Raw genomic sequence first — 26416 nt, forward strand, 5'->3', positions numbered from 1 at the left:
GGCGACAGTTTCAGTAATCGCCTTTGTAGGATGCAGTCCTACCATCGTCTAGGGGCGGGCTCTTTATGAGAGCTAGAAACGGTAACCAAGATTTAAGGTTACTGACTCTCGAGTTTCCCCTTTGTTATAGAGAAAGGTCAGGTTGTAGTTTTTGCCGATTTGCTTATTGAAACCAGTCAAAAACGCCCATTGATTAAGATCTACACCAATGTCGTAATCGAATTCGATATCACCACTTTTTACATGCCCGTCCATTCGAGCGTCCAGTCCTTGATATTCTGCTCCGACAAAGAACTGCGTGCGATAATCGACAAGTTGATAACCCAACATCGGCTGTACAGTAACAATACCATCGCCCCAATCATCTAAGCCCTTTAAGCGAGTTTGCGAATAGGTACCAGTGACAGAAGCAAAGAATTCTTTATAGCCAACCGAAAGGGTTGTACCTATACCACGAAGGTCATATTCCAAATGCAGCGGCACGTCTAGGCGTCCGCGACTACAAAGTGCAGATAAACCATCGCAAAACTTATCACCTAATCCTGGCAGTTTATCGTTCAGCTTATCTTTTATGTACTGGCCACCTTCACCCGTGTAGGCGGCATCAACATTGGCATCGACATTAACTTTTCCGATGTAACCAAATACATTCCAAAATGGCAGGATGTTTACATCGCCACGAAGCGTCATGCTCTCAGCACTCACGATGCCGACACTGTCTTCTGGATCAAACAATTCATTAAGGCCGATGCCTTCAATCGTGAAATCATTAAATGGAATATTCATATCTTGATTTCGATACGCTAGCGATACACCAAACGGCAGAGGCAAATCGATACCTTGACGACGAATCATATCACCCATTAAAGGAAAAACGCGGTCTAGCTTAACACTGGCTTCTTGCATGCGTGGATCAGAGACCTCATTCAAGCGTTTTTCGTCTAGTACTTGCACGCCAAGCTTATCTTCATAAATCGCTACCGGTTTTACGCTGCTCATCATTTCGAGGGGTTTATTTTTCTTTGAACCAACTATCTTGGTGTTTTTACTGGCAATCGCAATTTTGCCTGATGTTAACTTCTGGAAGAGGATCTCTTGATCGTAAGAATCCACTTGGTAGTTGTGATGTGTGAACGGTTTATCGTTGGTAATGACCATACGTTTCGGTTCACCATTAACCAACTCAATATCAACGCTTAAAAAGCGAAAGTAGGCGATATCTTGAGGAAGACCGTATTTTGAGTAATTAAAACTGATGATCACATTACCATTCTGATCCTCTTTGGCTCTTACTGATGACGGATCAAAACTCTCCGCGTAGTTTCGAAGGCGGTATTCTGTTCGTGTGAAAGCTTCGATCTCATCAAGTACTTTTTCATTTTCATCGAGTTGTTCAGGGTTGTACTTGATACGCAGATCAATGTTGCCTTTGTTATCGGTGTTCTTGACCAAGTAGACGGACGAATCGCGAACGCTATCACCGATTTTAACACTTCGGTGGGCATGCTCGACCAAATGCTCGCCTTGAACTAGAGAGCTGATGGCCAGTTTTGGTAAATCATGACTGATACCGTATTTGTCGAACAGTGCTCGGCCTTGCTCGATTACTTCGTTGTAGGTCGTCGTCTCTTCAGCGGCGAAGCCAAAAGTGGGGGTAGTAAGCATTAGTGCGCTCGCGAGCACAGTAAGAGAAGACGTCTTGCCGGCGCGTAATTCAAAAAAACTCATGACAGTTTCCACTCTGAATAGTCTCAAACCTTCGAGACTCAGACAGTTAATGTGTCACTGAACTTCTTGTTCAGTTAAATAGATGTGTTTGCTGTGATTGACGTTGTGAATGCAGAGTTTTCGATTGCATTTCGTGAATCAATGAGAGGATTTTATGAGGTGAAGAGAAATACCGTTAATCGCTTTTGATGGATACTATCCTCGCTTTATGGGTTACGGAGGAATAATGGCTAGCTCACAAACAAACAGCCCCGCAGAGCAGAATCAATGCAGGGCTTTAGTTTCAAGAACGGAGGTGACGCTTAGACCGTAACGCGAACACGAAACAGATCAGTAAACAACTTGGCAATCATCAAAATAATCATAATGTTTACCAGCATCAGCAAGGGCGTTTCAATTCGATACGCTGGGGTTAAATTGAGCGCTCCTGATGTCAAGACAACCAATAAGTTAATACCTAGAATTCTGTGTACCATCAGCTTTGGTGTGGAAAATACCTTCCAAATCACGATGATGTTGATGAAGTAGAATAGCCCAAGCTGCCAAAGCTCGGTCATCATTGGCATTAGGAAAATGTATTGCAATAGAATCACCGTGCCAGTGCCTATCACACCAAAAAATGCATCTTTAATAATGCTTGGTGGCATAGTAGGAACGATTGAAGAGAACACGCCTGCTAGCATCGGAAAAATGAAACCTCCGGGCACAGGAAGATAAATCCAGATCAACAGCGACGTCACGAACATGGAGACACCTTGCAGTACCTTTCTGCCGTCTTCATTCAAATGCTGGATGAAGGTCCGATGCTCGTGATGCCAAACCGTGTTTTTCTCTCTTTGCATAACATAAGCAACGTGACCAATGAGCGACGTACTTGGATTTTTAATATCAAAGCTTTGAAGTTGCTGCGTTAGCGTTGGCCAATCGATCTCACGACTTTGCGATTTATCTGCTTGTTCTAGCAATCGGTCTTGGATTTGTGCCATCTCATTTAAACGCGCACGCCATAGCTGACGATGTTCTTTCAAGTGGTAGCTGCCAGTAAGTGGTAAGCCGACCAGTTGGAATAACTTTTCTATGTTGGCGGTGTTGGTCTCAAGAGCTTCAATATCTATATCATTGGGCGATTTCATAGCGTTAAGCATCGCCTCTCTGCTGGCCTCAAAACGTTGAATGAAGTTTTGTTCTGTACTGACTGGCCAGACTAATCGGTACACAACAGAAAACGTGATCACACCAAGAATAGTCTCTTGCATGCGAAGAACAGCGAAGTGGAACGTTGCTTGACTATCAAATCCTCCCATACATGCGATGATGGAGCACACAGCAAAACCGATAGAGAACACATAACCATACTTTTCGTCGCTCGACATAAAAATGCACGCACCTAAAAACAAGGTGAAGAAGGTGAGAAACAAAAAGCGATCTTGAGAAAACGTCGTGATGAGGAAAAAGGCATAACCGATGCCAAGGAGGGTTCCTAATAAGCGATTATGACCTTTGTTTATCGAGTGAGCGAAGCTTTCATTTAATGCCATTACCGCGACTGCGATCGCTGCCCAATACGGTTTCTCCCATTGAAACCATAAGGCAAGGCAGATCGCGATAACGATAGACAGTGCAGCTTTGATTGCTTCTTTGGTTGAGGCATTAAACATACATTCCACCGCATTATTGTTTGATGATTTTGATAGAGGCCGTCATACCAACACGTAGTTGAAAATCTTTCGGTAAGTGATCTAATTTAACTTTAATTGGAATGCGTTGAGCTAAGCGTATCCACTGAAAGTTAGGGTTCACATTGGGCAAAAGATCGTTACCAGTACTACCATCTTGTTTCGCAATGCCGTAGCCAATGCTTTTGATTTTTCCTTCCAACACAGCTTCATTGTGCATCATTAAGGTCACGTAGGCTTTATCTTGTGGATCAACGCCAACTAAATCCGTTTCTTTGAAATATCCTTCGATCCAAAAGCTGTCTTCATCAATCAAAGCCACGACTGGGGAGTTAGCGACGACTTGAGAGCCGACGCGTAAGTTCAAATTAGTTATATAACCATTCGTTGGCGCATAAACTTTTGTGTAATCAAGGTTTAGCTTGGCTTCTTCAACATTGGCTTTCGCGAGTTCTACGTTGGCAACGGCTGTCTCCACTGCATTGTCTAGGTTATTCAATGTCAGTACAGGTACGGCGCCAGGTGTGCGCTTTTCTAACTTAAGTGCTCGCTGCTCTTCATTTTTGGCCTTTGCTAGTAATGCAATGGCTTGCTTTTGAGCTGCTAGCGCTTTGTGGTACGCCGCTTTATAGATGCTTGGGTCAATCTCAAACAGCAAATCGCCTTGTTTCACTTGCGAATTGTCTTCAACGTAGACTTGGATGATTTGTCCTGTTACGCGGGGGGTTATAGAAACGATGTGCGCGCTAACTTGGCCATCTCTAGTCCAAGGGTTGTCAGAGTATGATTGGTAGTAGCTGAAAATCACGGTGCCAGCGGAACACAGTAGTAGCAGTGTGATGAGATAACGTTTTATCACGGAATTTGCCTCAAAATATCGTAATGAATCGACCAATAACGCCAGTAAAAATCACAATTAGGCTTAGCTCTGCGAGTGCAGGAAATGCAACGTATTTGTGGAGTCCCAGTTTTGTAGCAACGGTTCCGACCAAAATGGTGAGCATGTAAGCCAATGCAATAACCAGCAACAAGGGTGGGAAGTAAACTTCGCCCCACACAAGTTCATGTGGCATTGAGTTCATGGTGTTTTTCTCTATTAACTTGATGAATGGAAAGATAAGGCAAATGATGGCATCCGTGATAATCGCTTTTGGAGGATCTAATCCATCAAACGAAAGGTGTTATGCGCTATATAGAGGGAATGATGCAACCAAACCGCTTTTTGAAGCGCGAAAACAAAAATAAAATTATTTTGCGATTTATCTGGTGTTCATTGCAGAACGCTAAGTTATTAAATTTTCGACAATTATTGATCGATTTTTGCTTTTGAATATGCGAAGTGATGGTTTCATCCTTCAAATGGGATTACGAGTTGTGAGGTTTTGTTCCTAATATTCGCTTCGAAGCAAACGAGATGCTTTTTAAATTAAATAATCCAACAAATATGAGTGACAGATTATTCGTTAGATTATTTGAGTTTTATATTTATTAGTAAGAGTAAAATTGTCATGGAAATTATTTCTAATCTTTTTGACATGGCACCATTTGTTGCTCTCTTTATTACGCTCTCTCTCGGTTATATGGTTGGTAAAATTACCATTGGTCGATTTGTTCTTGGCGGTGTTGCCGGAACATTATTAATGGGTGTAATTATTGGGCAATTTGGTGTTCATATTGATCCCGGCGTAAAAAGCATTTTCTTTGCGCTCTTTATTTACGCAGTAGGGTATCAAGGTGGTGCGCAGTTCTTCAAAGCATTGAACTTTAGAACCATCAACATTCTACTTTCTGCTGTAGTGATGACGGTGTCTGGCCTGCTTTGTGTACTAGCAGCAGCTTGGATGTTTGATCTAGACAGAGGTACGGCAGCAGGCCTTGCAGCTGGTGGTTTGACTCAATCGGCAATCATCGGTACAGCGGGTGATGCGATCGCACGTCTTGGTGGTGTGACAGAAGAAGCGAAGCACCTAATGCAGACCAACGTCGCAGTAGGCTACGCAGTTACGTACATCTTTGGTTCGCTTGGTCCAATTCTGATGGTGACATGGGTATTCCCAACACTGATGAAGTGGGATATCCGAGCAGAAGCGATTGCGCTAGAAGAGAAAAATTCAAATGGTAAGCGTGATTTAGCGCCGGGTGAGTTCAACGCTGTCACAGCGCTGGTTACACGAGCATTTAAAGTGAGCAAAGATGGTGGGCTAGCAGGCAAAACCTTAGCCCAGTTAAACCAACACGCTCTGGCTGCTTGTATTGAATTGATTCAACGCGATGGCAAAGTGCTAGACGTGGACAAATTCACAGCACTGAAAGAAGGGGATGTCATTGTTGTAACAGGTCGCCGTAATGCAGTACATCAGCTGCAAGATGGTTTGGCTGACAACGAGATTGCACTTCCAGAAGGCTATGAAGTTATTGAAGAAAACCGTCAACTGATCGCAGACAACCGCAAACTGATTGGTAAGTCGCTGCAAGAGATTAAAGAGGCTTCGAACCAAGGCTCTATGCGCGGTATTTATGTGACAGACTATATTCGTGAAGGCAACTCAATTGAAATGACGCCGGATCTTGTGGTGAAGAAAAATGACGTCATCCAGCTTACAGGTACCGCAAAAGACATCAATCGCGTTGAGAAAAACATTGGTCAGCGAATGGGCTCAGCAAACGTGACTGACTTAGTCGTGCTTGGTATGGGCATGGTGGTGGGTCTATTAATTGGTCTAATCAGTTTTAAGATTGCTGGTATTCCCGTCACTATCGGTTCTGGTGCAGGTTGTTTGATCTCAGGTTTGATTGTGGGTTGGTTGCGTAGCCGCAATCCGCATGTTGCTCAGTTTCCTGTGGGGGCCGCGAACTTTATTCGAGATTTCGGTTTGGCAGCATTTGTGGGCATTGTTGGCCTTGAGGCTGGGCCTCAAGCGGTCGACACCATCAAAGAACACGGTATGTCTCTGTTGTTCCTTGGCATGGGTGTAACGATTATCCCTCAGATTATTTCGTTCTTCTTCTCATATTTTGTATTGAAGATTAAGAATCCAGTTGAAGCACTTGGCTGTGTGACAGGTGGACGAAGTGCGAACCCAGCATTTGCGGCTTTAATGGAAAAAACAGGTAATGCAACACCAGTATTCTCATTCACCGTGACTTATGCAGTCGCCAATGTACTGCTTACCCTATGGGGTCCAATTATTGTCGGCATTATTACTTTAAACGCAGGCATGTAATTTAAATAAATTCGAACACTCTTATCGCCTAATTAAATAGGCGGTAGGGGAAGTATTATCCAAATTTTACTAAATAATAAATTCAGGTAAATATTATGACTACGCAAAATACAACAATTGATTTTTCAAAATTTGCAGATTTAAGCCCATTTGAATTAAAAGATAAACTTATTGAAGTGGCACAAACTGTTCCTGACCGCGCTTTATTAGATGCAGGTCGTGGTAATCCTAATTTTCTTGCGACACTACCGCGTAAAGCGTTCATTCGTTTGGGTGAGTTCGCAATATTGGAAGCCGAGCGCACTTATTCATACCTAGATGGTGGTTTCGGTGGCATTCCAGATGGTGTGGGCATTGTTGAACGCTTTGACACGTTTGCAAGCGACAATAAGAAAGACCAAGGTGTGCAGTTCTTAGAAAAGTCGCTGAGCTACGCAAAAGACCGTTTGGGTCTAGAGAAGCAAGCTTTCTTGAATGAACTGGTTAATGCATACCTTGCATGTAACTACCCAGTGCCACCACGTATGTTGACGAACATCGAAACCGTTGTGAAGCAGTACATCGCAGAAGAGATGTACGGCCCGATGCCAATGACAACAGACTTCGATCTGTTTGCAACTGAAGGCGGTACAGCGTCTATGACGTACACCTTCCAAACTATGTTCAACAACGGTCTATTAAAGAAAGGTGACAAGGTTGCGCTAATCACTCCAATCTTTACGCCGTACCTAGAGATCCCAGAGCTTAGTGAATACGAACTGGAAATCGTTGAGCTACGTCTGGATGAGACAACATGGCAACTGCCGATGGCTGAAATCGAAAAGCTTGCAGATACAGACATCAAACTGCTTTGTGTCGTGAACCCAGCAAACCCGGCGTCTGTGAAGTTCTCGGATGAAACTCTGGATAACCTATCAAACTTCGTGAACAACGAACGTAGCGACCTATTCATTGTGACTGACGATGTATACGGCACATTTGCGGACGATTTTGTCTCACTGTTTGCAAAACTGCCATACAACACGCTTTGTGTGTATTCGTTCTCTAAGTACTTCGGTGCAACAGGCTGGCGTTTAGGCTCGATTGCGATTCAACACAACAACGTGTTTGACGATGCAATGCGTAGCCTTCCTGAAGTGCGTCAACTTGAGTTGGACGATCGTTACAAAACGCTGACTCCGGAACCTCGTGAGATCAAGTTTATTGACCGTATCGTTGCCGACAGCCGCAGCGTAGCGCTTAACCACACAGCCGGTTTGTCTCTTCCTCAACAAGTTCAAATGGCGTTGTTCTCATTGAATTGTCTGATGGACTCAGAACAAAACTACAAAGAAGCATGTAAACGCATCATCCGCGAGCGTTACAAAACTCTGTACAAAAACATGGGTGTTGAAATTGAAGAAAACAAAGATCGTGTGGACTACTACACACTGCTTGAGCTCGACACTTTGGGCGGCAAATTGTACGGACCAGCCTTCGTTGAATGGTTCAAAGCGAGCGAGAAGGGCAAAGACTTCCTGTTCCGTCTTGCACATGAAACCGGCGTTATCCTACTTCCAGGCCAAGGCTTCGATGTAGTACACGCATCAGTTCGAGTTTCGTTAGCAAACCTTACTCATCACGAATACGAGCTTATCGGTCGTGCAACGCGCAAAGTGTTGGATGAGTACTTCGCTGAGTTCCAAGGCTAATGAATCCAACCTGATTAAGAATAAGCCTCGGCGTTGTCGAGGCTATTCCGACCAAATAAGCACAGTGCGCGATATTGTGTTTATTTAGTCGCCAAGCTAACAAACTTCTCAATTAAGAGTGACTTATGAAAAGCATTATTTCTATTCAATCTCATGTGGTTTATGGCCACGCAGGAAACAGTTCTGCCGTCTTCCCGATGCAGAGAATGGGCCTCGAAGTCTGGCCAATTCACACGGTTCAGTTTTCAAATCACACTCAGTACCAGCAAGGTTGGACTGGACAGAAGTTTGGGGCAGATGAAATTCATTCTCTAATGAGAGGCTTAGATAACATTGAGAAGTTAGGCGAATGTGGCGCGATACTGTCCGGTTATCAAGGCAGCGCAGAGCAATGTCGAGCGGTGGCCGAAGCGGTAAGTTTAGTCAAATCGCGTAACCATAGTGCACTGTATGTGTGTGACCCAGTTATGGGTGATCCAGACAAAGGTTGCATTGTGGCAGACGGTGTCAAAGAAGCGATAAGCCATAGCTTGTTGCCCATCGCTGATGTGATTGTTCCTAACCAGTTTGAACTGAGCGAGTTAACAGGTGTGAAAATTAACTCTCTTTATGATGCGGTCACTGCATGTAAAAAAGCCTTAGAGTTAGGACCGAAAATGGTATTGGTGAAACACCTGCATGCACTAACAGATGACGCCTTCAGTATGATTTTAGCGACGCCGAAAGCAAGCTATTTGGCCCAACGACCTAGTGTTGAATTTGCTATGCAGCCAGTCGGAGTCGGTGATTTAATTTCTGCGATTTTTACCTCTTGTTTGGTGAAGAAGATGTCTCCTGTCGCAGCCTTTCGTCATACACATAACGCCGTTTACGGTGTATTGGAGATCACAAAAGGCTATGGCACATGGGAGCTACAGACGATCAATGCCCAATACGAATTTGTCGAACCGACGCATGAGTTCAACGTCGTGAAAATTGCTTAGCGCAGTACCTAATTAACGGAGAAGCGTAAAGTTAGCATATAGAAACTTGGCATAATTGCTTTGATGGATAGCATCCTACAATCGCGATTATGGGGTTTAGCCGTGCCTAGCTATAGTAACTCCACACAACGAAACGGACTTCATTTTGACCCAATTAACTTCAAACTGAGTCTCTGGTCATACGCCAGAGAACATTAAATGAGACTGATTATGAATCGTTTAATTTCCTCTGGTGTGACGGTTGCACTTTCGCTGCTGATAGTAGCTTGTAGTTCACCTCATACGCTGGATGTTCGTGTTTCTCAAAGCAACTATAAAGATGTCGAGATCGCGAGTTCGACACCAAATGAGCCACTTCGAATGTGGGCCAATGAAGCGCCGGATTTTCTCTACTCAGCGCACAATCAAACCACACCGATCAAAGTAGAGGGTGAACAGCTCAATATTTTGGCCTTATCGGGTGGTGGCGTAAACGGCGCATACGGGGCCGGCGTTTTGATGGGGCTACAGGAAAAGGGGGAGCTAAAAGATTATGCCATCATTACTGGAGTCAGTGCTGGTGCCCTAATCGCTCCTTTTGTTTTCATTGGCGGTGATGCGATGCCAAAGATGAAAGAAGTCATGCTCAACATCAATGATAAGAATATTTTGGGTAAGAAGAACTTCTTAAATACCCTGTTTAAGGACGCGTTTACCGATGGTGAGAACCTCTATGATTTCATCGCAGACGCTTACCCTGAGCCCATGATTGAGGCGATGGCGCAGCAACACCGCAATGGTAAACGCCTCTTTATTGGCAGTACCCATTTTGATTCAGGCGAACTGGTGGTTTGGAATATTGGTGCGATTGCGAACAGTGATTTAACGGACAAATCTGAACTGATTTACAAGGTGCTTGCTGCGAGCGCATCGATCCCTGGTGTTTTCCCTCCACAATTTATCGATGTTGAACATGATGGAGAAACACTTGAGGAGTTACACGTAGATGGCGGTCTCGCAGCGCAGGTGTTCTTTAATCCGTCTAACTTCAACTATCAACAAATCTCAGATGCTTTGGGGTTAGAAAAAGCGCCTCAGCTGGATGTGATTCGCAATGGTGCGTTAAAAGCGCCGTATCGTCCACTAAAAGACAAAGGTTTGGACTTGGTATCGAAAAGTGTCTCAAGCCTTACGCTAGCGCAAACTCGTGGTGATCTCTATCGAATGAAATACATCAGTGAAATCAACGATATCGAGATGCAGTTTACCTACATTGATCAAGATTTCAGATACGCCAAAGTAACGAAAGATATGTTCGATCACCGCTACTTGCTGACGATTTACGAATATGGATTCAAAAAAGCCACCCAAGGGCAACTTTGGGTAACTGAACTCCCTTAATACAGGAAAACGATACAATGAAAAAAGCCGTTCTTACACTCATGATGCTTACCGCTTCCGCGACTGCATTCGCCCAAAGTGGTGCCCATCTTGACCAGCAAAAAGTGGATAGTGATATGCAGCAACTGTCTGCAATCAAAGAAGAAGGTGCAGCCTTTATTATGATTGACGAGAACTCGAGTTACGTGGCGGTCGAGTTCGTGGGAAAGTGGGAAGAGATCAACAACTATGTGTCACACAAAGAAGCGAAACAACGTAAATTGGAAAAAGTGAACAAGCAGTTCGTGTACTCTCAGGTCGGTGAAACGTTGGAGTCACTTGAGCAAAAAGTCGTTGACCACATTTACGCTGATCAACCTAAATATTTCAGTGTCGATGTCTACCGCGATTACCATGGTGACTCAGGAGAATTCAACTATTTAGCTCGTGTCGTTGAGTACAACTAAGTTAGAGAAAACCTACTGAAGCTAGTAGGTTTTTTTGTGTCGTCGAGAAGGAATTCAAACGCAGATTGTTTCCGTTACCAAGTAGCAATTCTACGATCTTGTGGTAATTTAATTAGATAACTCTAAAAAGTAAGCACAACCTATGAATTTTAGTTTTGAACAACTTCTCGCGTTCGTAACCGTTTATGAACAGCTTTCGTTTAGTAAGGCGGCGGTCAAACTCAATAAGCACCGAACCACAATAGGGCAGGTGATTACCAATCTTGAAGACCAACTGGCGGTCAACCTGTTTGAGCGAGTGGGGCGCTCGGTAGAACCGACAGAAGATGGTCATCTTCTTTACCACTATGCTAAGCAAACCATCGAACAAGCACGTACTTTCGATAAAGTCGCATTAAGTCTAGCTTACGGTGGGTTAGAGAATGTTAGTATCGCCTATTCAAGCGCTATACCACACCGTTTTCTTGTATTGCTTCGTATTCAATTAGCAGCAGATTTTCCGATGATGCGAGTTAACTTTCTTGTTCGTAATCGCAACGAAATTAAAGAGGGTTTACAGAATGGTGAGTATCAATTCGGTATTGTCAATGTACATGATAGTCGAGCAATACATAGTTTGGATGCGACGTTTTTAGGTCATTTTGAATTTGTTCCTTTCGTCCAGAAAGGTGGTGAACTCGCTTCTGTGGCACCAGATCGAGTATTGACAGCCTTGAGGAATAGTAAACAATTTGTACTGCGGTCTCTTATTGAAGAGGGAATGGGCGAAAAAGTCATCGTAAGTTCGAACCATGAAGAGGTCGACCAATTGGCCCTTGTAGTGAAAATGGTTGAAGCAGGTTTAGGATGGGCGATTCTCCCCAGAACGTTTGCCCATTCGGAGTTTTCTAATAATCATATAGAGCCAGTGGAAGCTTCTGAATTATTGGAAGGTTTTAAGTTTGGTTTTGGCCTATGGTGCCAACCCTCTAAGCAAGTCGGTGATGTAAAAAATTCAATCATGAAGGTCGTTACAGAATACCGAGAGAAAATAATCCGCGATATGACTTAGCGGCGACATGTATCTTGCTCATCCCTATCAACAACAAGACTCAATGTGAGTCTTGTTTTTTTGTGTCTGAAAAACGTTATCTTTCTAGCGAAGACTAATGTCTATTGGAAGGATATGACCCTCTATATGAGAGTATGGAATCCATACTTTTTGGCTTAATCTAATCTCGCTCAATGGGTAAGCCCAGAGCAAAAAGTGTTTTTACCATATGTCCGCTGCAAGGACGCAGATTTTCAGCCGGGTTTAGTTACCCGGCTTTTTTTATAGTAATAGAAAATGTCAGCTGTCACCCCAAGCTCTCTGTTACAACTGGCTTGTTACTTCGCTTAGCAATCCAGTACGCAACGCTACCCCAAAGCACGGTGAGTGCCCAAAGCGCCGTCCAATGTGGAGCGACTTGTTGCCAGGTTGCCCCCATTTGGTTTAGCGCTAAGAAAGCTTTTATCGCCCAAGTGCTTGGGCTTAAATCAGCAATCCATAATAAGGGAGTAGGTATGGCTTCAATCGGCCAAATAAAACCAGCCAAGAAAATGAGCGGCATAGAGCTCACTAGGACGACTAAGGTGACAAGTTCACGCCGAGGTAATAAGTAACCTAGCCAGAAGCCTAGTCCGCAACAACCTAAAAAGAACGGTAACAACATAGCCAGCAATTCGCCCGCGTTGGCGATATGGTTTACGTTTAAGCGTTCGAAGCTAAAACCAAAATAATAGGCGCCGAGTAAATAATAAATTGCCACAAATACTAACGTTCTCACAAGCAGCAGCGATCCCGTTGATACTTGTGACCAATAGCCACGACCATGACGCTGTGTTCCCGTTTGCAATCCAACCGCCATGATCAACGTTTGTTGTAAAATCAGAACAAATACTGCCGGCACTACGTATTCGATGTAACCCATGGTTGGGTTGAACGTCGGTTTCATATTAAGCTTAATAGCAGAGTAATTATGGCTAGCCATACTCATGGGCACACCATCTATCACCATTTTACTGACTTTCACTTGGGCCCCTAATGTGCCTCCCGCTTGGGCCAATCCTTCTACCACGGTTCCGTACACGAGAAAATACGAGGCGTCCGCAGCGTAGGCTAGAGTCGGGCTTTTACCTAGCATTAGGTCTTTGTAAAAGTGTTCCGGTATGACTAAAAAACCGGTGATCTCTCGTTGTAAAAATGCTTGCTTTGCATCGGCAATCGTATGAAGTCGAGTGACTACGTTGACTTGTGGGGTGGCATCAACCATACGTTCCAGCTTTAAACTCGTCTGACTACCATCTAGATTAACAATCGCGATTGGTTGTTCACGAGGCGTTTGTTGTGCATAAGGCAAAGGGTATAAAAACGAGTAAAATACGACACCACCAAACACGGTCAACGTAACGACTGGATTGGTTAGAACGGCCTTAAGTTCCGCTTTAATCAGTTGCCACAATGTCATACCGCCTCCTTCGCTTGGCGTGTTGATGAAGCTGTTCGATGTTTACCCATCAAGGCTGCGGTAATGAGCAGGGGCACAACGTAACCAATCATAGGCCATAGCGAGCTTAAAGATTGTGCGGCCGATGCTCCATAGCTTGCTTGACTCACTTGTACTTCAATGTAATGGGTAATCGGCAATAATGAACGCCATGCATAAGCGAGCGTGTTCATGTCAGAAACTGGGAATGTAATTCCCATGAACGCGAAGCTTGGAGCCGTAAATGCGCCAGCAAAACTCATCGCACGTGCAGGATCCATCGACAAGAAGAAGAACAACGCTCCCATAATGATACAGGCGATAACCGTCGCCAATTGTGCTAATAGCATAACCACAAAACTGCCTTCCATTGGCCAATCAAGCACGGAATAAAACCAGTACAAGAACAACGCACCTTGCGCCATAAAGACCGGAATGTACTGACTTAATAGGGTAGTGAGCCTGGCGTATGGCTTTTCGCCCAAAAATGCAAAGCTATTCTTTCCACCATAAATGCGAAAGTGCGCGGCAAGAATCAAAATAGTGCTTACTACAATACATATTTGCCAAATGGCTGGCACGATAGCCGTTACCAAAAATTGTGCGTAGTTATTGTTACGGTTAAATAATGCGGTTATTTGTGTCGACACGGGTACAGCCTGTCCAGCCGCTGCTAACGTTGTGGTGTTACCCTTAGCCAAGTTGCCCATTACTTCAACCTGAGCGTCGAAATAGCCTTGTGCTTGCGCAATGGCAGAGTTGATCAGTTTCGCTACCAAAATGTACTGACTGTTGTAAAAGACAGAAAGTTGAGGTTGGCGGTGCTGGAGAATATCTTGGTCGAACTTAGATGGGATGACCGCGTAAGCGTAGATATCGCCTTCAATCATCGCATTTTTTGCTTCGCTTGCACTGGCGTAATGATAGTTAACAGCCAGACTCGACGACGCATCCAAAGATTGAATGAGCTTTCGAGAAAGTTGGGAATGTTGTAGATCAACCACACCGATTGGCAGATCCCGGGCAATGCCCGCAGAGAACACTCCCCAAATCATCATCGCGAGCAAAATCGGTATCCAAGTAAGGCACGAAAGCAACCACTTGTCTCGTCGTAAGATATGCCGCTGTGAAATCTTAATCGTCATAGCATTAACCTAGTGGTTGTGATTAAAGTTCAACGACAACACTCATTCCCATACGCAGTTCAGGTTCGGGTTGAGCTGGACGAGCTTCTACTTCAAAGGTACGAAGATCAAAACCTTGAGAAGCATCGGTTGCTCTCCACGTTGCAAAGTCACCCATAACGGCAACATGCGTTACTTTGAACTCAACATTTTTCTTTAAGGCAGGCAAATAGGCATCAAAGGTTGCTCCTTTTTTAAAGTGTTGAAGGTAATCTTCACGCACATTAAGTGTCGCCCAGGCATCTTCTGTATCTATCACGGTAACAACCGGGAAGCCCTGAGGTGCTAATTCACCACTTTGAAGTAGAACTTGAGAGACTTCGCCGTCAAACCAGCTGTAGATCTGAGTATCTTTCGCATACGCTTCTACTTCGGCTACGGCACCTGATGCCATGCGCGCTTTTTCCGCCGCAGCCACTTTGGTTTCACTTCTAGCGCCTTCTTTTGCCATTTCATACATTTGAAACGCAGCACTTTCTGTGTATTTCGCTGCTTGCCATTGAGTTAAAGCTTCATCGCGTTTTTGTTCTGCAACCACGCCATCGTTATAAAGGTTATTCACACGATTGTAGGTTTTTTCCATTAAATTCGCAGCGGCTTTGGCTTTCATCCACTGATCTTTTGCTGCTTGGATTTGTTGCTCACGTGCGCCTTTCTCAGCTTCTTGAGCTAAGGCGTCCGCCGCTTTTTCACCTGCTTTTGCTTGTTCTAACTTCGCTTCAATTTCAGGACTATGAAGGGTAAAAATAAGCTGACCTTTCTCTACATCGTCGCCTTTACGTACCATGACCTCATCAATACGCCCTGGAACTTTTGAGGAAATGCTGTATTGCTGGGCTTCAATTAATCCCTGTAAGCGGATCGGTTCCGGTTGATAGGCTTGGTAAAATTGATACCCAACCCAAGAGGCAACACCCAAAGCACAAAGTGAGAGTAAAACGGGTTTTAGTGATTTAGCTGCCATGATTTATTTCACCTCTTTGGATGTTGAAGCAGGGATATAAGCGGTATTTTGATATTGTTCGAAGCTGTTCATTTCACTGCTCAATGCGAGTAGCTTGGTTAAAGATATTAAATAGCGGAAACGCGCCGCTGAACGCTGTGTTTCTATACTCGCGACATAAAGTTGTGCATCCACAACATCCAGAGAAGACGACAGACCCTGAGTAAATGCTTTTTCACGCAAGCGCAGATTTTCGTTAGCGAGTTCAATGCTAGATGCGAGCCCTTGTACTTCATCAATGGCTTGCTGAGCCTCCAAGTATGTCTTTTGGACTAACAGCGATAAGTCTTGTTTGGCTTGGGACTTTAATGAGTCGACCTGCGAGACGACGCTTTGAGCGGCTTTGACTTTTTCGCTTCGCCCTGATGATTCAATCAGTGGAATGCTGACACCAACACCAACTAACCAGTCAGGCTTCATTTGGCTTGCGAGAGAATCGTCTTCATACAAGCTGTAGTCGCCGTAAAGATAAACTTCAGGGTAGTATTTCCCTTTTTCTGCTTTGATTAAGCTAGAGGCTTGTTTGTGTTTAGCGCTCAGAAGTTCTAACCCCGGATAGGTAAGCAACGTTTGATCGATAAAAGCAGTAAGAGGGGGAAGACTGTCGTTGATAAACAAAGATTCAGCGGGCTCTACGGCATCATCTTGTGCGAGTAATTTACCTAATGCAGCCTGAGCGATACTCAAATCGCTGGCTGCTTTACGTGTTTCTACAGATGCTTTATCTAAAGAAGCCTCGGCTTGCAGGCGCTCAACGTGCGCGATTTGTCCTTGCTCTTCAAGCTTAATGGCAAAATCTCGATGCTTTTTTAGCCCAGCTTCAACTGCTTGCCGCGTTGCGAGTACTTCCTTTGCCAGTACGACAGAAAAGTAGTACTTCGATAAATCTTCAAAACGCGCTTGTTGTTCCATTAAAAGCTGACTTTTCGCCTCATCCGTTTTGCCTTCTGCTGCTGATTGAGCCGCAGAAATTCGACCACCAGTAAAAATTGGCCAAATGGCACGAATAGACGAAGAGAAAATATCGCGCTCGGTTATGGTCGAAGTGGTATTAGCTAAGGCACCAAAAATAGGCTGAAAAGCAGGAGGTACGTTAATGTGTGCTCCTGTGCTGTCTAGGATCTGTTTTCCCGAAAGCGTGATATCGGTATCTAAACGCGTGTAATTCGCGCCAATAGTAACCTGAGGTAAGTTGAGATTGCTGGTGGCACTCTCTTGGTATTGGTAGTTCTCGACGTTTGAGCGTTGAGCTTTAAGAGAATAGTTGTTTTCTAGCAATAGCTGCCATGCGGTATCAAAAGTGATCGGTGCCGCATGACAGGCAAGGGAAATCGAGCTGCTAAGTAAGCCCAGTATCCAAAACTTTCCTGTTTTTTTCATAATGGCTGCTTTGTCGTAGAGTATTAGCTCTAATATAAAGGATTCGTAACTGAGTGTTAAGTAGGAGGGAAAATTGGGCAGTAGTATGCGCCCAGTTATATTTGTGCTGGGCGCGGGAGATGTTACAAATTTATTTCGTATATGGACAGTGAAACTCCGCTCTCCACTCGAGCTGACGAGAACCTCGCATCGTATTCAATAGATCTTTTCCACTCATTTGAGGGAACGATAACAGGACTTTTAGATCAGAAGTACCGCCTCCGTTTTTTTCATAAGCCCTGACGTGTGTAAATGTTGAATACATATTCTCTGACAGCATCGCCTTATTCAGGCATATTCCAAAGGTATCGCGTTCCATGTTTGGTGTTCCTTCTAACTATAAATGCACCTCTGTTTATAGTTTTCCAGTTTTCAGATGGTGTCTAAGTGTTTGTCATATAGTCAGTATTTGTGTTTTGTTTTATTTGTGTCCAAATCACTGACATCAATGTTGAGCTTTTAATAGACTTCCAGCTTCACTGCTTTCAAACCAAAACTCTCATTGGTTTCGTTGATTAAAAATTATACGTTGTAAAGTCTAAAAACGCCTCAAAAACCGCTAAAATCGGTGTGATCGCGATCATGATTTTAAGGGCAATTTATGTATGGAATTGAGTATCAGAGAGGAATGCTAAATTTGGTGAATGGTTGTAATTTTATGTTTCAGCTCGTCGATTAATTAACCGTAAACTCTGCGGTTTGTTTGCCTTCCTCACAGATTTATCACCGCGACAACGTCATGCTGTTAACTGAGTGTTAACGTTACGCTCAAGAGTGAATCACAAGGATGTATCAATGAGTTGGAAAACCATCAGCTTTCGTAAGCGGATGCTCATTATCATGACGCTATCGGGGTTGATAGAGCTGTTATTGCTTGTCGCCGCGGGGTTCACTTATCTCAAAATCAATCAAGAGCAAGAAATGGGAGAAAAAGCACTGGGTGTTGCCCGTTTTTTAGCGGACTCAGCGGTTGTTCGTGAAATGATCGAAACCCAAAACCCCCAGCCATACCAACTTCGCTTTAGAGAATTAACCGAAGCCATAGGTGCTGCATTCATCGTTATTGGCGACCATAAGGGAGTACGCTTAATCCACCCTGTTGATGAGCGGTTGGGCAAGCCAATGAGAGGTGGCGACAATCGTCGAGCGCTAGAACAGGGGTTGTCTTATGTTTCGACGGCACAGGGCTCGTTAGGTTATTCAGTTCGTGGTAAAGCTGCGATTTTTGACGAGCAAGGGAACATCATTGGTGTGGTTTCGGTTGGCTATTTGCTCGACCGACTGCAAGACCGCATCGAACCATTTTTGGCCTTTTTGATTTTAATGGTCATCGTAGTTGTCGTCGCTAACGCCATTGTATCCAATTATGCGTCGAGAAAGTTTCAGCGCGCCATTTTAGGCTTTGAGCCTGAAGAGATAGGGCGGTTGTACGGCGAATTAGAAGTGACGATGAGCACCATCAAAGAGGGCGTGTTAAGCATTGATGCCCAAGGGATACTTCGCTCGATAAATCGTAGTGCCTGCCAGATTCTCGGTATTGATAGAGAATCAGCGCTTAATAAACCTTTGACTGATACGCTGCGTGATAGCGATCTATATACAGTGTTAGAAAGCGGGCAGGAAGATCATGATATTGAGATATTCCTTAATCATAAGCGCCTGATTGCAAATCGCTCTCCAATTTATGTTGATGGAAAAATCGTGGGGGCGGTATCGAGTTTCCGTTTAAGGGATGAAATTAATGATCTAACCGAGCAGCTATCACAAACCAAGGAATATGCAGATTTGTTACGTTCGCAAACCCATGAGCATCGCAATAAGCTAAACACTATCAGCGGGCTAGTACAAATGGGTGAGCTTGATGCGGTGCAAAAGTTAATTGGACAAGAAACCGCACACTATCAAGCAATGATTGAGTTTTTAAGAGATACCGTTAAGGACCCGCTAATTGCAGGTATGTTGCTTGGAAAAACTGAACGTGCTCGCGAGTTAGGCTTACAACTGGTGGTTGAGGAAGGCAGTCGTCTGGAGCCCCTGCCTGAGTGGCTAAATTCGGAAGATCTTGTCACAATTTTGGGTAATTTGATTGATAACGCTTTCGATGCCACGTTAACTTCAATTCGCGATGAATCAAATGTTGCGTCAGAACGCAGAAACATTGATGTGTCCGTTAGCGATTACGGAAATGAAGTGATACTTGAGGTGATAGATCATGGCTGTGGCCTCCCAAAAACAATGGATCCACAAACATTATTTACAAAAGGCGTTTCAACGAAATCTCGTCAAAATCGAGGTGTTGGGTTGCACCTTGTCAATCAGCTTGCTACTCGATATCACGGCCATGTTGAGATGATACCCAATACAAATTATGGGACAAGAATAACGGTGTACTTACCCAAGGAAGAACAATTATGAGTATGGCGACTCGCGTAATGATCATTGAAGATGATCTGGCTATTGCTGAGCTGCACCACAAATACTTAAGCCAACTGACAGGTTTGGAAGTGGTTGGAATTGCGACCACGAGAATGGAAGCGGAAATGCAACTCGACATTCTTAAGCCAGATTTACTATTGATGGATGTCTATCTTCCCGATGGCACAGGGCTTGAGATACTAAATACACTGCGTGCAAGTAACCAAACGTGTGATGTCATTTTGATTACAGCCGCAAGGGATGTCGATACGTTACAACAGGCAATGAGAGGTGGCGTTGTCGATTACCTGCTAAAACCAGTGATGTTTCCACGTTTAGATGCCGCACTGAAAAAGTATGTGTCCCAACGCCAACAACTAGACATCGTAGAGAGTTTGGATCAGAACCTCGTTGATAAAATGCTGCAGTCTCACGCCAATCAAGACAACTTGCCGAACCGATTACCGAAAGGGATTGATGGTGTAACGCTAGACAAGATCAGGGAGTTGTTTCCAAATGGCAGTGCGCTAACCGCTGATGAGGCAGGTGAAAAAATCGGAGTGAGCCGAACAACGGCAAGGCGTTATTTGGAGTATCTTATCACTACTGGTGAACTAGAGGCTGATTTAAACTATGGCTCTGTTGGTAGGCCAGAAAGGTGCTATAAAAAAGTGACACGGTAGCATTTATATTGATGCTCTATGCAAAATAAAAAGCGATGGCTTGTTTTAGAAACCATCGCTTTACAAATTACTGCTGTTCCGCTCTAAGAGGTTAGAAGTTGTATTCTAACTTCGCTTCGATAGAGCGCTCAGCGCCAAACCAACAGTTATTTTTGTCGTAACAAGAATAGTATTCTTTATCGAATAGATTGCTTGCAGAAAGCGTGACGCTAGCCCCTTTCATTGATTCAGATACCGTTGAGAAATCGTAACTTGCTGCTAAATCAAACAAGGTGTAGTCCGGTACTTTTTGACTATTCTGTGCATCAATTTGTGCTTCTCCGACATAGCGAACGCCAGCACTGGTACGAAGGCCTGAAAGATTTCCTTCAAAGAAGTAATTTGCCCATAGAGAGGCCGTTTGCTCAGGTACCCAAACCGGCGTTTTACCTTCTTGGTTGTAATAACTGTCCTCGGTAATCTCCATATCGGTATATGTATAGCCTAGAGTGAAATCAGCTTGTGCTGTGGCTTGCCATTTTGCCTCAAGTTCAATACCTTGTGATACCACTTCGCCCGCTTGATAGTTCGGTGCATATGGATTATTCGGATCGGTCAAGATCGCGTTTTTCTTCGTAATATGGAAGAGTGCTAAGTTACCTGAGATATCACCAGATAATGGTGCGTATTTAAAGCCTAACTCCCATTGATGACCGGTTGATGGCTCAAATGCTTTACCAGAAGAGTCGGCACCCGCAATTGGCTCAAAACTTTCCGAGTAAGTAAGGTATGGCGAGAGGCCAAAGTCTAGCTCATACAAACCACCGACTCGGAAAGATACGTTGGTATCGTCTAACTCTTCCTTGCTGTTGGATACTGCTCCTAGATAATCGCTAACGGCGTCTGTATTTGAATCGTATTTATCCCAACGAAGACCTGCAATCATTACAAGTTGGTCGTAACGAACTTGATCTTGGAAATAAACGCCAATCTGCTTCGTTTTGATATCTAAGTTTTGTTTGTATTGGAAATTCAGTGCATTACGATCAATGCTGTTGTGGTCAGGATTAAAAATGTCCTGAGTTAGCGAATACCCAAGCGTGTCTTTGTATTTTACATCTGAGTCTAGATACTGATAATCAAGCCCGAACAATAAGTTATGTTCAAAATGTCCTGTTTTAACGTAGCCAGATAGTTGGTTGTCAATCACAAAGGATTTGGACTTTTCATCGGTTAAATAGGCATTTCGACCAACGGTACGGTTATCCGCTTCAAGTGCACCGTTATATGTGTTTTCCTGATAGGCATCGGCGGTCATGTAGCGGGCATTCTGTAGAAATTGCCAATTGTTGTTAAAGTCGTGTTGGACTTTGTAACCCATCATCAGAACTTCGCGTTCGTAAGTGTTCCAGTCCTCATCCCCCAAATAAGTGCTTGGTGACATCGAGCCAAGTGGGTTTTTAATCACTGAGCCAGACGCAGGCACAGTCGTGTAGATACCTGCTGATGGATCATTTTGATAGTAAACATTCACGTTCACTAATGTGCTTTCTGTCGCTTGCCAATTGAAAGATGGGGCGAGTACATAACGTTCGTCTTCAGACGTATCGGCTTGACCATCTCGCTGTTTTGCCAGGCCGACGATACGGTAATCCACATTAGAATCACCAATTTGTCCTGTGGTGTCGAACGTCAGTTCTTTTAGGCTGTTAGTCCCAGTACTAATCGAGACAGAGTGTGAGGGTGTTGACTGAGGCGCCTTGGCGATAATATTGACCATACCTCCTGGTGGAATATTGCCGTAAAGAACAGACGTTGGCCCTTTAAAAACCTCGATTTGCTCAAGAGCAACGGAATCTACCTGAGGTTGAAGGTTCCAACCGTTGTACAGCAAAGGAAGACCATCATAAAAGTTGGTGTAGTTAATAAAGCCACGAATATTGAATAGGTCGAGTCGGGAAACGGCACCGCCACGCAATTCTGTATTTACGCCAGGCGCGTAACGCAATGCTTCGCTCACCGAGTTTACGCCGCGCAGGTCCATGTCATCTTTAGTGATTACCGTGATCGCTTGCGGTGTTTCCTCCGGTTCTAAAACGGTTTTAGTTGCGGTGTTTCGGTATGTTTCTCCTAGCACCGTAATCGTTTCGTGTTGGGATACGCTCTCAGTCGCATTGGCGTGGCCAGCGAGCAATGCGGATACGACGATAGCAACCGCTGAACGATGAAATCGAATCGGACTTTCCATATTTATAAATTCCACTACTTTTTCTATTTATTGATAATGATTGTTATTTGTATTCTATATTCAAAGAAATAGGAAAAGTTAACAATTTGGTGCAAAACACTAATCTTTGGAACGTATTCTTCTGTTCTTAGGTTTTAAAGATAGCGAGTCGTTTGGCTCGACAGGAATCCAATACTGCATTTGTGCTTGTTCGCTATCAACATCATAACCTTCTGGATAAAGCTCTAACTCATAACCATCGATAGCATGATAATTAGAGTAGGGTAGCCAATGTAAAATAAACCATTCCAGCGTTGAGGCGAGCTCTGATGCTTTGCCTATGTGTGTAATGACGGCGTAGGTTTGCTCAGGAACAGCTAAGAGGTCTAACCCCGAGTTGGAAGAGTTCGTTGATCTTGATGCGTTTGCTGTTGGACTGCACTCATAACCTGCCCAATACTCAAGTTGTTGGTTGTTTGAATACGCTTGAGTCACATCAATCACGCCAAAGTAACTACTTTCCGAATTGTTAAGGTTTTCAGATGAATAAAGACGTGACCAAAGTGACGGTACTTTGGATTGGAAATCGGGCGCAGCGGAAAACAATCCGTGAATAGGTTCATGATAACCAGCAAGTTCAAAAGCCGGTTTTGTTTCTATTCGAACTTCAATAAAGCGCTGATGTTTTTTCTCTTCTTTTGGTGTCTTACGCAGCGTCAAAGGTTGTCTCAACCCGGAGAGTTGTTGCGTTTTTCGATATTCACGGGGGCTTTTTGAAAACATATTCCTGAACGCTCGGCTAAATGCGTGTTCAGATGTAAATCCCATTTCTATCGCTATATCTAACGAGCGGTCAGAAGTATGGATTAAGCGCTCAGCCGCAAGGCTAAGTTTAAGCTCTCTGATGTAGTGAGCGACGGATACGCCAGTGTGTTGTTGAAATACGCGTTGCAGTTGCCAGCGCGACCAACAACTTGCTTTCGATATTTCATCTACGCTCAGAGTGCTGTCTAAGTTGGTGTGAATGTAGTCAAGCACCGATTGTATTCGGTTTATGGGGTGTGGGTTAATGGCGCTTGATTTCATGGCGTTCTACTTTCACATTAATAGTGATTTCATTATCTTTAATTGAGTATCATTATCAATAGGATGATGAAATAAAAAGTAAGTAACACAGATCACGATAAAACTGTAATGGATTGCAAGTATGAGTAATTATTGCCCATATTAGAGTTTTTGCTTAAATTCTGGAGCGTTCAGATGAAACTTTTTTTATCAATAAAATACAATCGCTTATGACGTTTTGTGCAACTTATTTAAACGTTTGCACTGGCAAGTGTTGATGTAAATCAAATAGTCGTAGACAATATTGCCCCGTGTCGGACTCTCCTCCAGCGAGTACAGTGTGTACTTTTGAGACATAAGTGACTTAAATGACCTCAATACGTCGTGTTTCCAAGAATCGGAAATGCAACTTCTTGAGGTTCTTTGGGCCCATAGACTTTACCTATCAACGTAATAGGTAAGACCAATTTTCTATTTTGAGGTGCCATTGATAGGGTTGGCTCATTCTCTAGCCGTATCCGGGCACACAATAAGTACCTCGTTTTTAAGGGAAAGATGATGGTAATACCAGAAAACAGCAGCATCGTTATTTTTGGTGCTTCAGGTGACCTTACGTACCGTAAGCTCATTCCTGCTTTATACCACCTCTACGCGAACAAGCAGCTTCCAGAGAATTTTGCCATTCTGGGTGTAAGTCGCACTGAATACAGTGATGAGTCTTACCGCGCGAAGCTGAAAAAATCGCTTCAGGAAATGGAAAAGACTGAGCCAGAAACGCTTGATGCATTTATTAACCATCTGCACTACCAAGCAATTAATACTTCTGACACACAAGATTACGGTAAGCTATCTTCTCGCTTAGACCAACTTGCGGACGAATATCAATTCGAGCAACGCAATACGCTTTTTTACTTAGCAACCCCACCAAGTTTATACAGTGTGATCCCTGCAAGTCTTGCAGCACATGGTCTTAACAGTGAAGAGGATGGCTGGAAACGCCTGATCATTGAGAAACCATTCGGCTATGATCTTGAATCGGCGCGTATTCTGGACAAAGAAATTCACGAGCACTTCCAAGAGCATCAAATCTACCGAATTGACCATTACTTAGGTAAAGAAACGGTACAAAACCTGCTTGTGCTTCGTTTCTCTAATGCGATGTTTGAGCCGCTTTGGAACCGTAACTTCATTGATTACGTTGAAATCACAGGCGCAGAATTCCTTGGCGTAGAGGAGCGTGGTGGTTACTACGACAACTCTGGCGCTGTGCGCGACATGTTCCAAAACCACTTGCTACAAGTATTAGCAATGGTAGGTATGGAACCACCAGCGCAAATCAATGCAGACTCGATGCGCGATGAAGTGGTAAAAGTGCTTCAATGCTTAAAGCCATTAGACGAAAACGCTCTGCGCAATGACCTAGTATTAGGCCAATACACGGCGTCTGAAGTTCGTGGGCAAAGCCTACGCGGCTACCGTGAAGAGCCGGGAGTTGCAGACGATTCTCGTACAGAGACTTACATCGGTTTGAAAGCGTACATCAACAACTGGCGTTGGAATGGCGTGCCATTTTACGTGCGTACTGGTAAGCGTCTTCCAACACGCGTTACTGAGGTGGTTATCCACTTTAAACAAACACCGCATCCTGTGTTTGGTCAAAACGCACCAGAAAACAAGCTGATCATTCGTATTCAACCAGACGAAGGCATTCAAATGAGCTTTGGCTTGAAAGAGCCAGGCGCAGGCTTTGAAGCGAAGGAAGTGAAAATGAACTTCCATTACGCTGACTTGCAAGAAACGCAAATGCTAACGGCATACGAGCGCCTTCTACTTGATGCTTTGAATGGTGATGCTACGCTATTTGCACGTAGTGATGCGGTGGAAGCGTGCTGGCAATACGTACAGCCAATCTTAGATTTTAAGCAAGATCCACAATCCCTCTTCGGGTACGCATGCGGCACTTGGGGACCTAAAGAGTCAGATGACTTGTTACAGCGTGATGGCCGCGCTTGGCGTTTCCCATGTAAAAACTTAACAGATACGGATTACTGTGAACTATGATCAACCATAAGATCTACCAAACAGCAGAACAGGTAGTTGAAAGCCTAGCTAACGATATGAAAGCGTTTAGCGAAATGGGCAGACCTGTTCACATCTCTCTTTCTGGCGGCAGCACTCCTAAAATGCTGTTTAAACTACTGGCTTCAGAGGCTTACGCAACCTCCATTCAATGGGAAAACCTCCACTTTTGGTGGGGTGACGAACGTTGTGTTGCCCCTGACGATGCAGAAAGCAACTACGGTGAAGCGAACACGTTGTTGTTTAGCCAAGTAAATATTCCTGCAGAAAACATTCACCGCATCCGTGGCGAAGATGAGCCTAAAGCAGAAGCAGAGCGCTTTGCAAAAGAGATGGCAGAGGTGATCCCGAGTGAAAACGGCACACCTGTGTTTGACTGGATCTTATTAGGCGTTGGTGCAGATGGTCATACAGCTTCTCTGTTCCCTGGCCAAACGAATTATGATGATGCGAACCTATCTCTTGTGGCGTCGCATCCTGAATCGGGCCAACTTCGTGTGTCGAAAACCGCACGCGTATTAGAAGCAGCGAAACGCATTAGTTACTTAGTGCTTGGTGCAGGAAAAGCGGACATTGTTGAAGAAATTAACAGTTCACCAGCACACGCACTGCCATACCCAGCGGCTAAGATTCAAGCGAAATCGGGCCTAACGGAATGGTATTTAGATTTAGACGCGGCAGCAAAAATTGCTTAAGACGCTGCTCGTCGATGAAATAAAATTGGAGA

At 44.1% G+C, this 26416-nt stretch carries 21 protein-coding genes; 10 read left to right on the forward strand and 11 right to left on the reverse strand.

Annotated elements, in window-relative coordinates; genetic code table 11:
* Positions 1-72 precede the first annotated feature (72 nt).
* The 4 genes from R7D93_RS06300 to R7D93_RS06315 all read right to left on the reverse strand — a co-directional run bounded on the left by R7D93_RS06300 (position 73) and on the right by R7D93_RS06315 (position 4486).
* Positions 73-1728, reverse strand: coding sequence for a hypothetical protein (locus R7D93_RS06300; protein WP_213896113.1), 1656 nt, complete (start codon positions 1726-1728; stop codon positions 73-75).
* A gap of 302 nt (positions 1729-2030) precedes the next feature.
* Complete coding sequence (locus tag R7D93_RS06305) at positions 2031-3386, reverse strand: FUSC family protein (protein WP_054579570.1); 1356 nt, start codon at positions 3384-3386, stop codon at positions 2031-2033.
* A 13-nt stretch (positions 3387-3399) separates the two neighbouring features.
* Complete coding sequence (locus R7D93_RS06310; protein ID WP_005377105.1) at positions 3400-4263, reverse strand: HlyD family secretion protein; 864 nt, start codon at positions 4261-4263, stop codon at positions 3400-3402.
* A gap of 10 nt (positions 4264-4273) precedes the next feature.
* Positions 4274-4486, reverse strand: coding sequence for a DUF1656 domain-containing protein (locus R7D93_RS06315; RefSeq protein WP_005377106.1), 213 nt, complete (start codon positions 4484-4486; stop codon positions 4274-4276).
* Positions 4487-4912: 426 nt separating this feature from the next.
* Between R7D93_RS06315 and aspT the strand changes: the two genes are divergently transcribed.
* The 6 genes from aspT to R7D93_RS06345 all read left to right on the forward strand — a co-directional run bounded on the left by aspT (position 4913) and on the right by R7D93_RS06345 (position 12179).
* Positions 4913-6628: an aspartate-alanine antiporter gene (aspT, locus tag R7D93_RS06320; RefSeq protein WP_042523827.1), complete on the forward strand. Its 1716-nt coding sequence runs from the start codon at positions 4913-4915 to the stop codon at positions 6626-6628.
* 95 nt (positions 6629-6723) lie between these two features.
* Positions 6724-8319: a bifunctional aspartate transaminase/aspartate 4-decarboxylase gene (locus R7D93_RS06325; protein WP_213896115.1), complete on the forward strand. Its 1596-nt coding sequence runs from the start codon at positions 6724-6726 to the stop codon at positions 8317-8319.
* Positions 8320-8444: 125 nt separating this feature from the next.
* Positions 8445-9302 carry a pyridoxal kinase PdxY gene (gene pdxY / locus R7D93_RS06330; protein ID WP_033906186.1) on the forward strand — a complete coding sequence of 286 codons (858 nt, stop codon included), beginning with the start codon at positions 8445-8447 and terminating at the stop codon, positions 9300-9302.
* A gap of 210 nt (positions 9303-9512) precedes the next feature.
* The gene (locus R7D93_RS06335) at positions 9513-10682 is read left to right on the forward strand and encodes a patatin-like phospholipase family protein (RefSeq protein WP_115386040.1); all 1170 of its coding nucleotides are present in this window, start codon (positions 9513-9515) and stop codon (positions 10680-10682) included.
* A 17-nt stretch (positions 10683-10699) separates the two neighbouring features.
* On the forward strand, positions 10700-11128 hold the full coding sequence (locus R7D93_RS06340; RefSeq protein ID WP_047102715.1) for a hypothetical protein: 429 nt from the start codon (positions 10700-10702) through the stop codon (positions 11126-11128).
* A gap of 142 nt (positions 11129-11270) precedes the next feature.
* A complete protein-coding gene (locus R7D93_RS06345) occupies positions 11271-12179 on the forward strand; it encodes a LysR family transcriptional regulator (RefSeq protein WP_017821360.1) in 909 nt (302 codons plus the stop codon).
* Between the two features lie 286 nt (positions 12180-12465).
* On the opposite strand, the gene R7D93_RS06350 is transcribed toward R7D93_RS06345, so the two are convergent.
* The 5 genes from R7D93_RS06350 to R7D93_RS06370 all read right to left on the reverse strand — a co-directional run bounded on the left by R7D93_RS06350 (position 12466) and on the right by R7D93_RS06370 (position 17560).
* On the reverse strand, positions 12466-13617 hold the full coding sequence (locus R7D93_RS06350) for an ABC transporter permease (protein ID WP_047009844.1): 1152 nt from the start codon (positions 13615-13617) through the stop codon (positions 12466-12468).
* Positions 13614-14780 carry an ABC transporter permease gene (locus R7D93_RS06355; RefSeq protein WP_047009843.1) on the reverse strand — a complete coding sequence of 389 codons (1167 nt, stop codon included), beginning with the start codon at positions 14778-14780 and terminating at the stop codon, positions 13614-13616. The genes R7D93_RS06350 and R7D93_RS06355 overlap by 4 nt, the downstream gene beginning before the upstream one ends.
* A 22-nt stretch (positions 14781-14802) precedes the next feature.
* Positions 14803-15783 (reverse strand): HlyD family secretion protein, encoded by a 981-nt coding sequence (locus R7D93_RS06360; protein ID WP_047009842.1) that lies wholly within the window; start codon positions 15781-15783, stop codon positions 14803-14805.
* A gap of 3 nt (positions 15784-15786) precedes the next feature.
* Positions 15787-17202, reverse strand: coding sequence for a TolC family protein (locus R7D93_RS06365; protein ID WP_158156550.1), 1416 nt, complete (start codon positions 17200-17202; stop codon positions 15787-15789).
* A gap of 130 nt (positions 17203-17332) precedes the next feature.
* Positions 17333-17560: a hypothetical protein gene (locus R7D93_RS06370; protein ID WP_005377125.1), complete on the reverse strand. Its 228-nt coding sequence runs from the start codon at positions 17558-17560 to the stop codon at positions 17333-17335.
* 476 nt (positions 17561-18036) lie between these two features.
* Here R7D93_RS06370 and R7D93_RS06375 point away from each other — a divergent pair, with 476 nt between their 5' ends.
* Positions 18037-19656 (forward strand): sensor histidine kinase, encoded by a 1620-nt coding sequence (locus R7D93_RS06375; protein ID WP_053306993.1) that lies wholly within the window; start codon positions 18037-18039, stop codon positions 19654-19656.
* A complete protein-coding gene (locus R7D93_RS06380) occupies positions 19653-20339 on the forward strand; it encodes a response regulator (RefSeq protein ID WP_138939089.1) in 687 nt (228 codons plus the stop codon). Before R7D93_RS06375 ends, R7D93_RS06380 begins: the two co-directional genes overlap by 4 nt.
* 91 nt (positions 20340-20430) lie before the next feature.
* Here R7D93_RS06380 and R7D93_RS06385 read toward each other — a convergent pair whose 3' ends face one another.
* Together R7D93_RS06385 and R7D93_RS06390 are read right to left on the reverse strand one after the other, a co-directional pair.
* A complete protein-coding gene (locus tag R7D93_RS06385) occupies positions 20431-22566 on the reverse strand; it encodes a TonB-dependent siderophore receptor (RefSeq protein WP_213877639.1) in 2136 nt (711 codons plus the stop codon).
* Between the two features lie 99 nt (positions 22567-22665).
* Positions 22666-23631 (reverse strand): helix-turn-helix domain-containing protein, encoded by a 966-nt coding sequence (locus R7D93_RS06390; protein ID WP_213877641.1) that lies wholly within the window; start codon positions 23629-23631, stop codon positions 22666-22668.
* Positions 23632-24168: 537 nt separating this feature from the next.
* Between R7D93_RS06390 and zwf the strand changes: the two genes are divergently transcribed.
* Positions 24169-25671, forward strand: a complete 1503-nt coding sequence (gene zwf, locus R7D93_RS06395) for a glucose-6-phosphate dehydrogenase (RefSeq protein ID WP_017634563.1) — start codon at positions 24169-24171, stop codon at positions 25669-25671.
* Positions 25668-26384 carry a 6-phosphogluconolactonase gene (pgl, locus tag R7D93_RS06400; protein ID WP_017634562.1) on the forward strand — a complete coding sequence of 239 codons (717 nt, stop codon included), beginning with the start codon at positions 25668-25670 and terminating at the stop codon, positions 26382-26384. Before zwf ends, pgl begins: the two co-directional genes overlap by 4 nt.
* Positions 26385-26416 lie beyond the last annotated feature (32 nt).

Source organism: Vibrio sp. YT-15 (assembly GCF_033337445.1).
GTDB lineage: Bacteria > Pseudomonadota > Gammaproteobacteria > Enterobacterales > Vibrionaceae > Vibrio > Vibrio alginolyticus.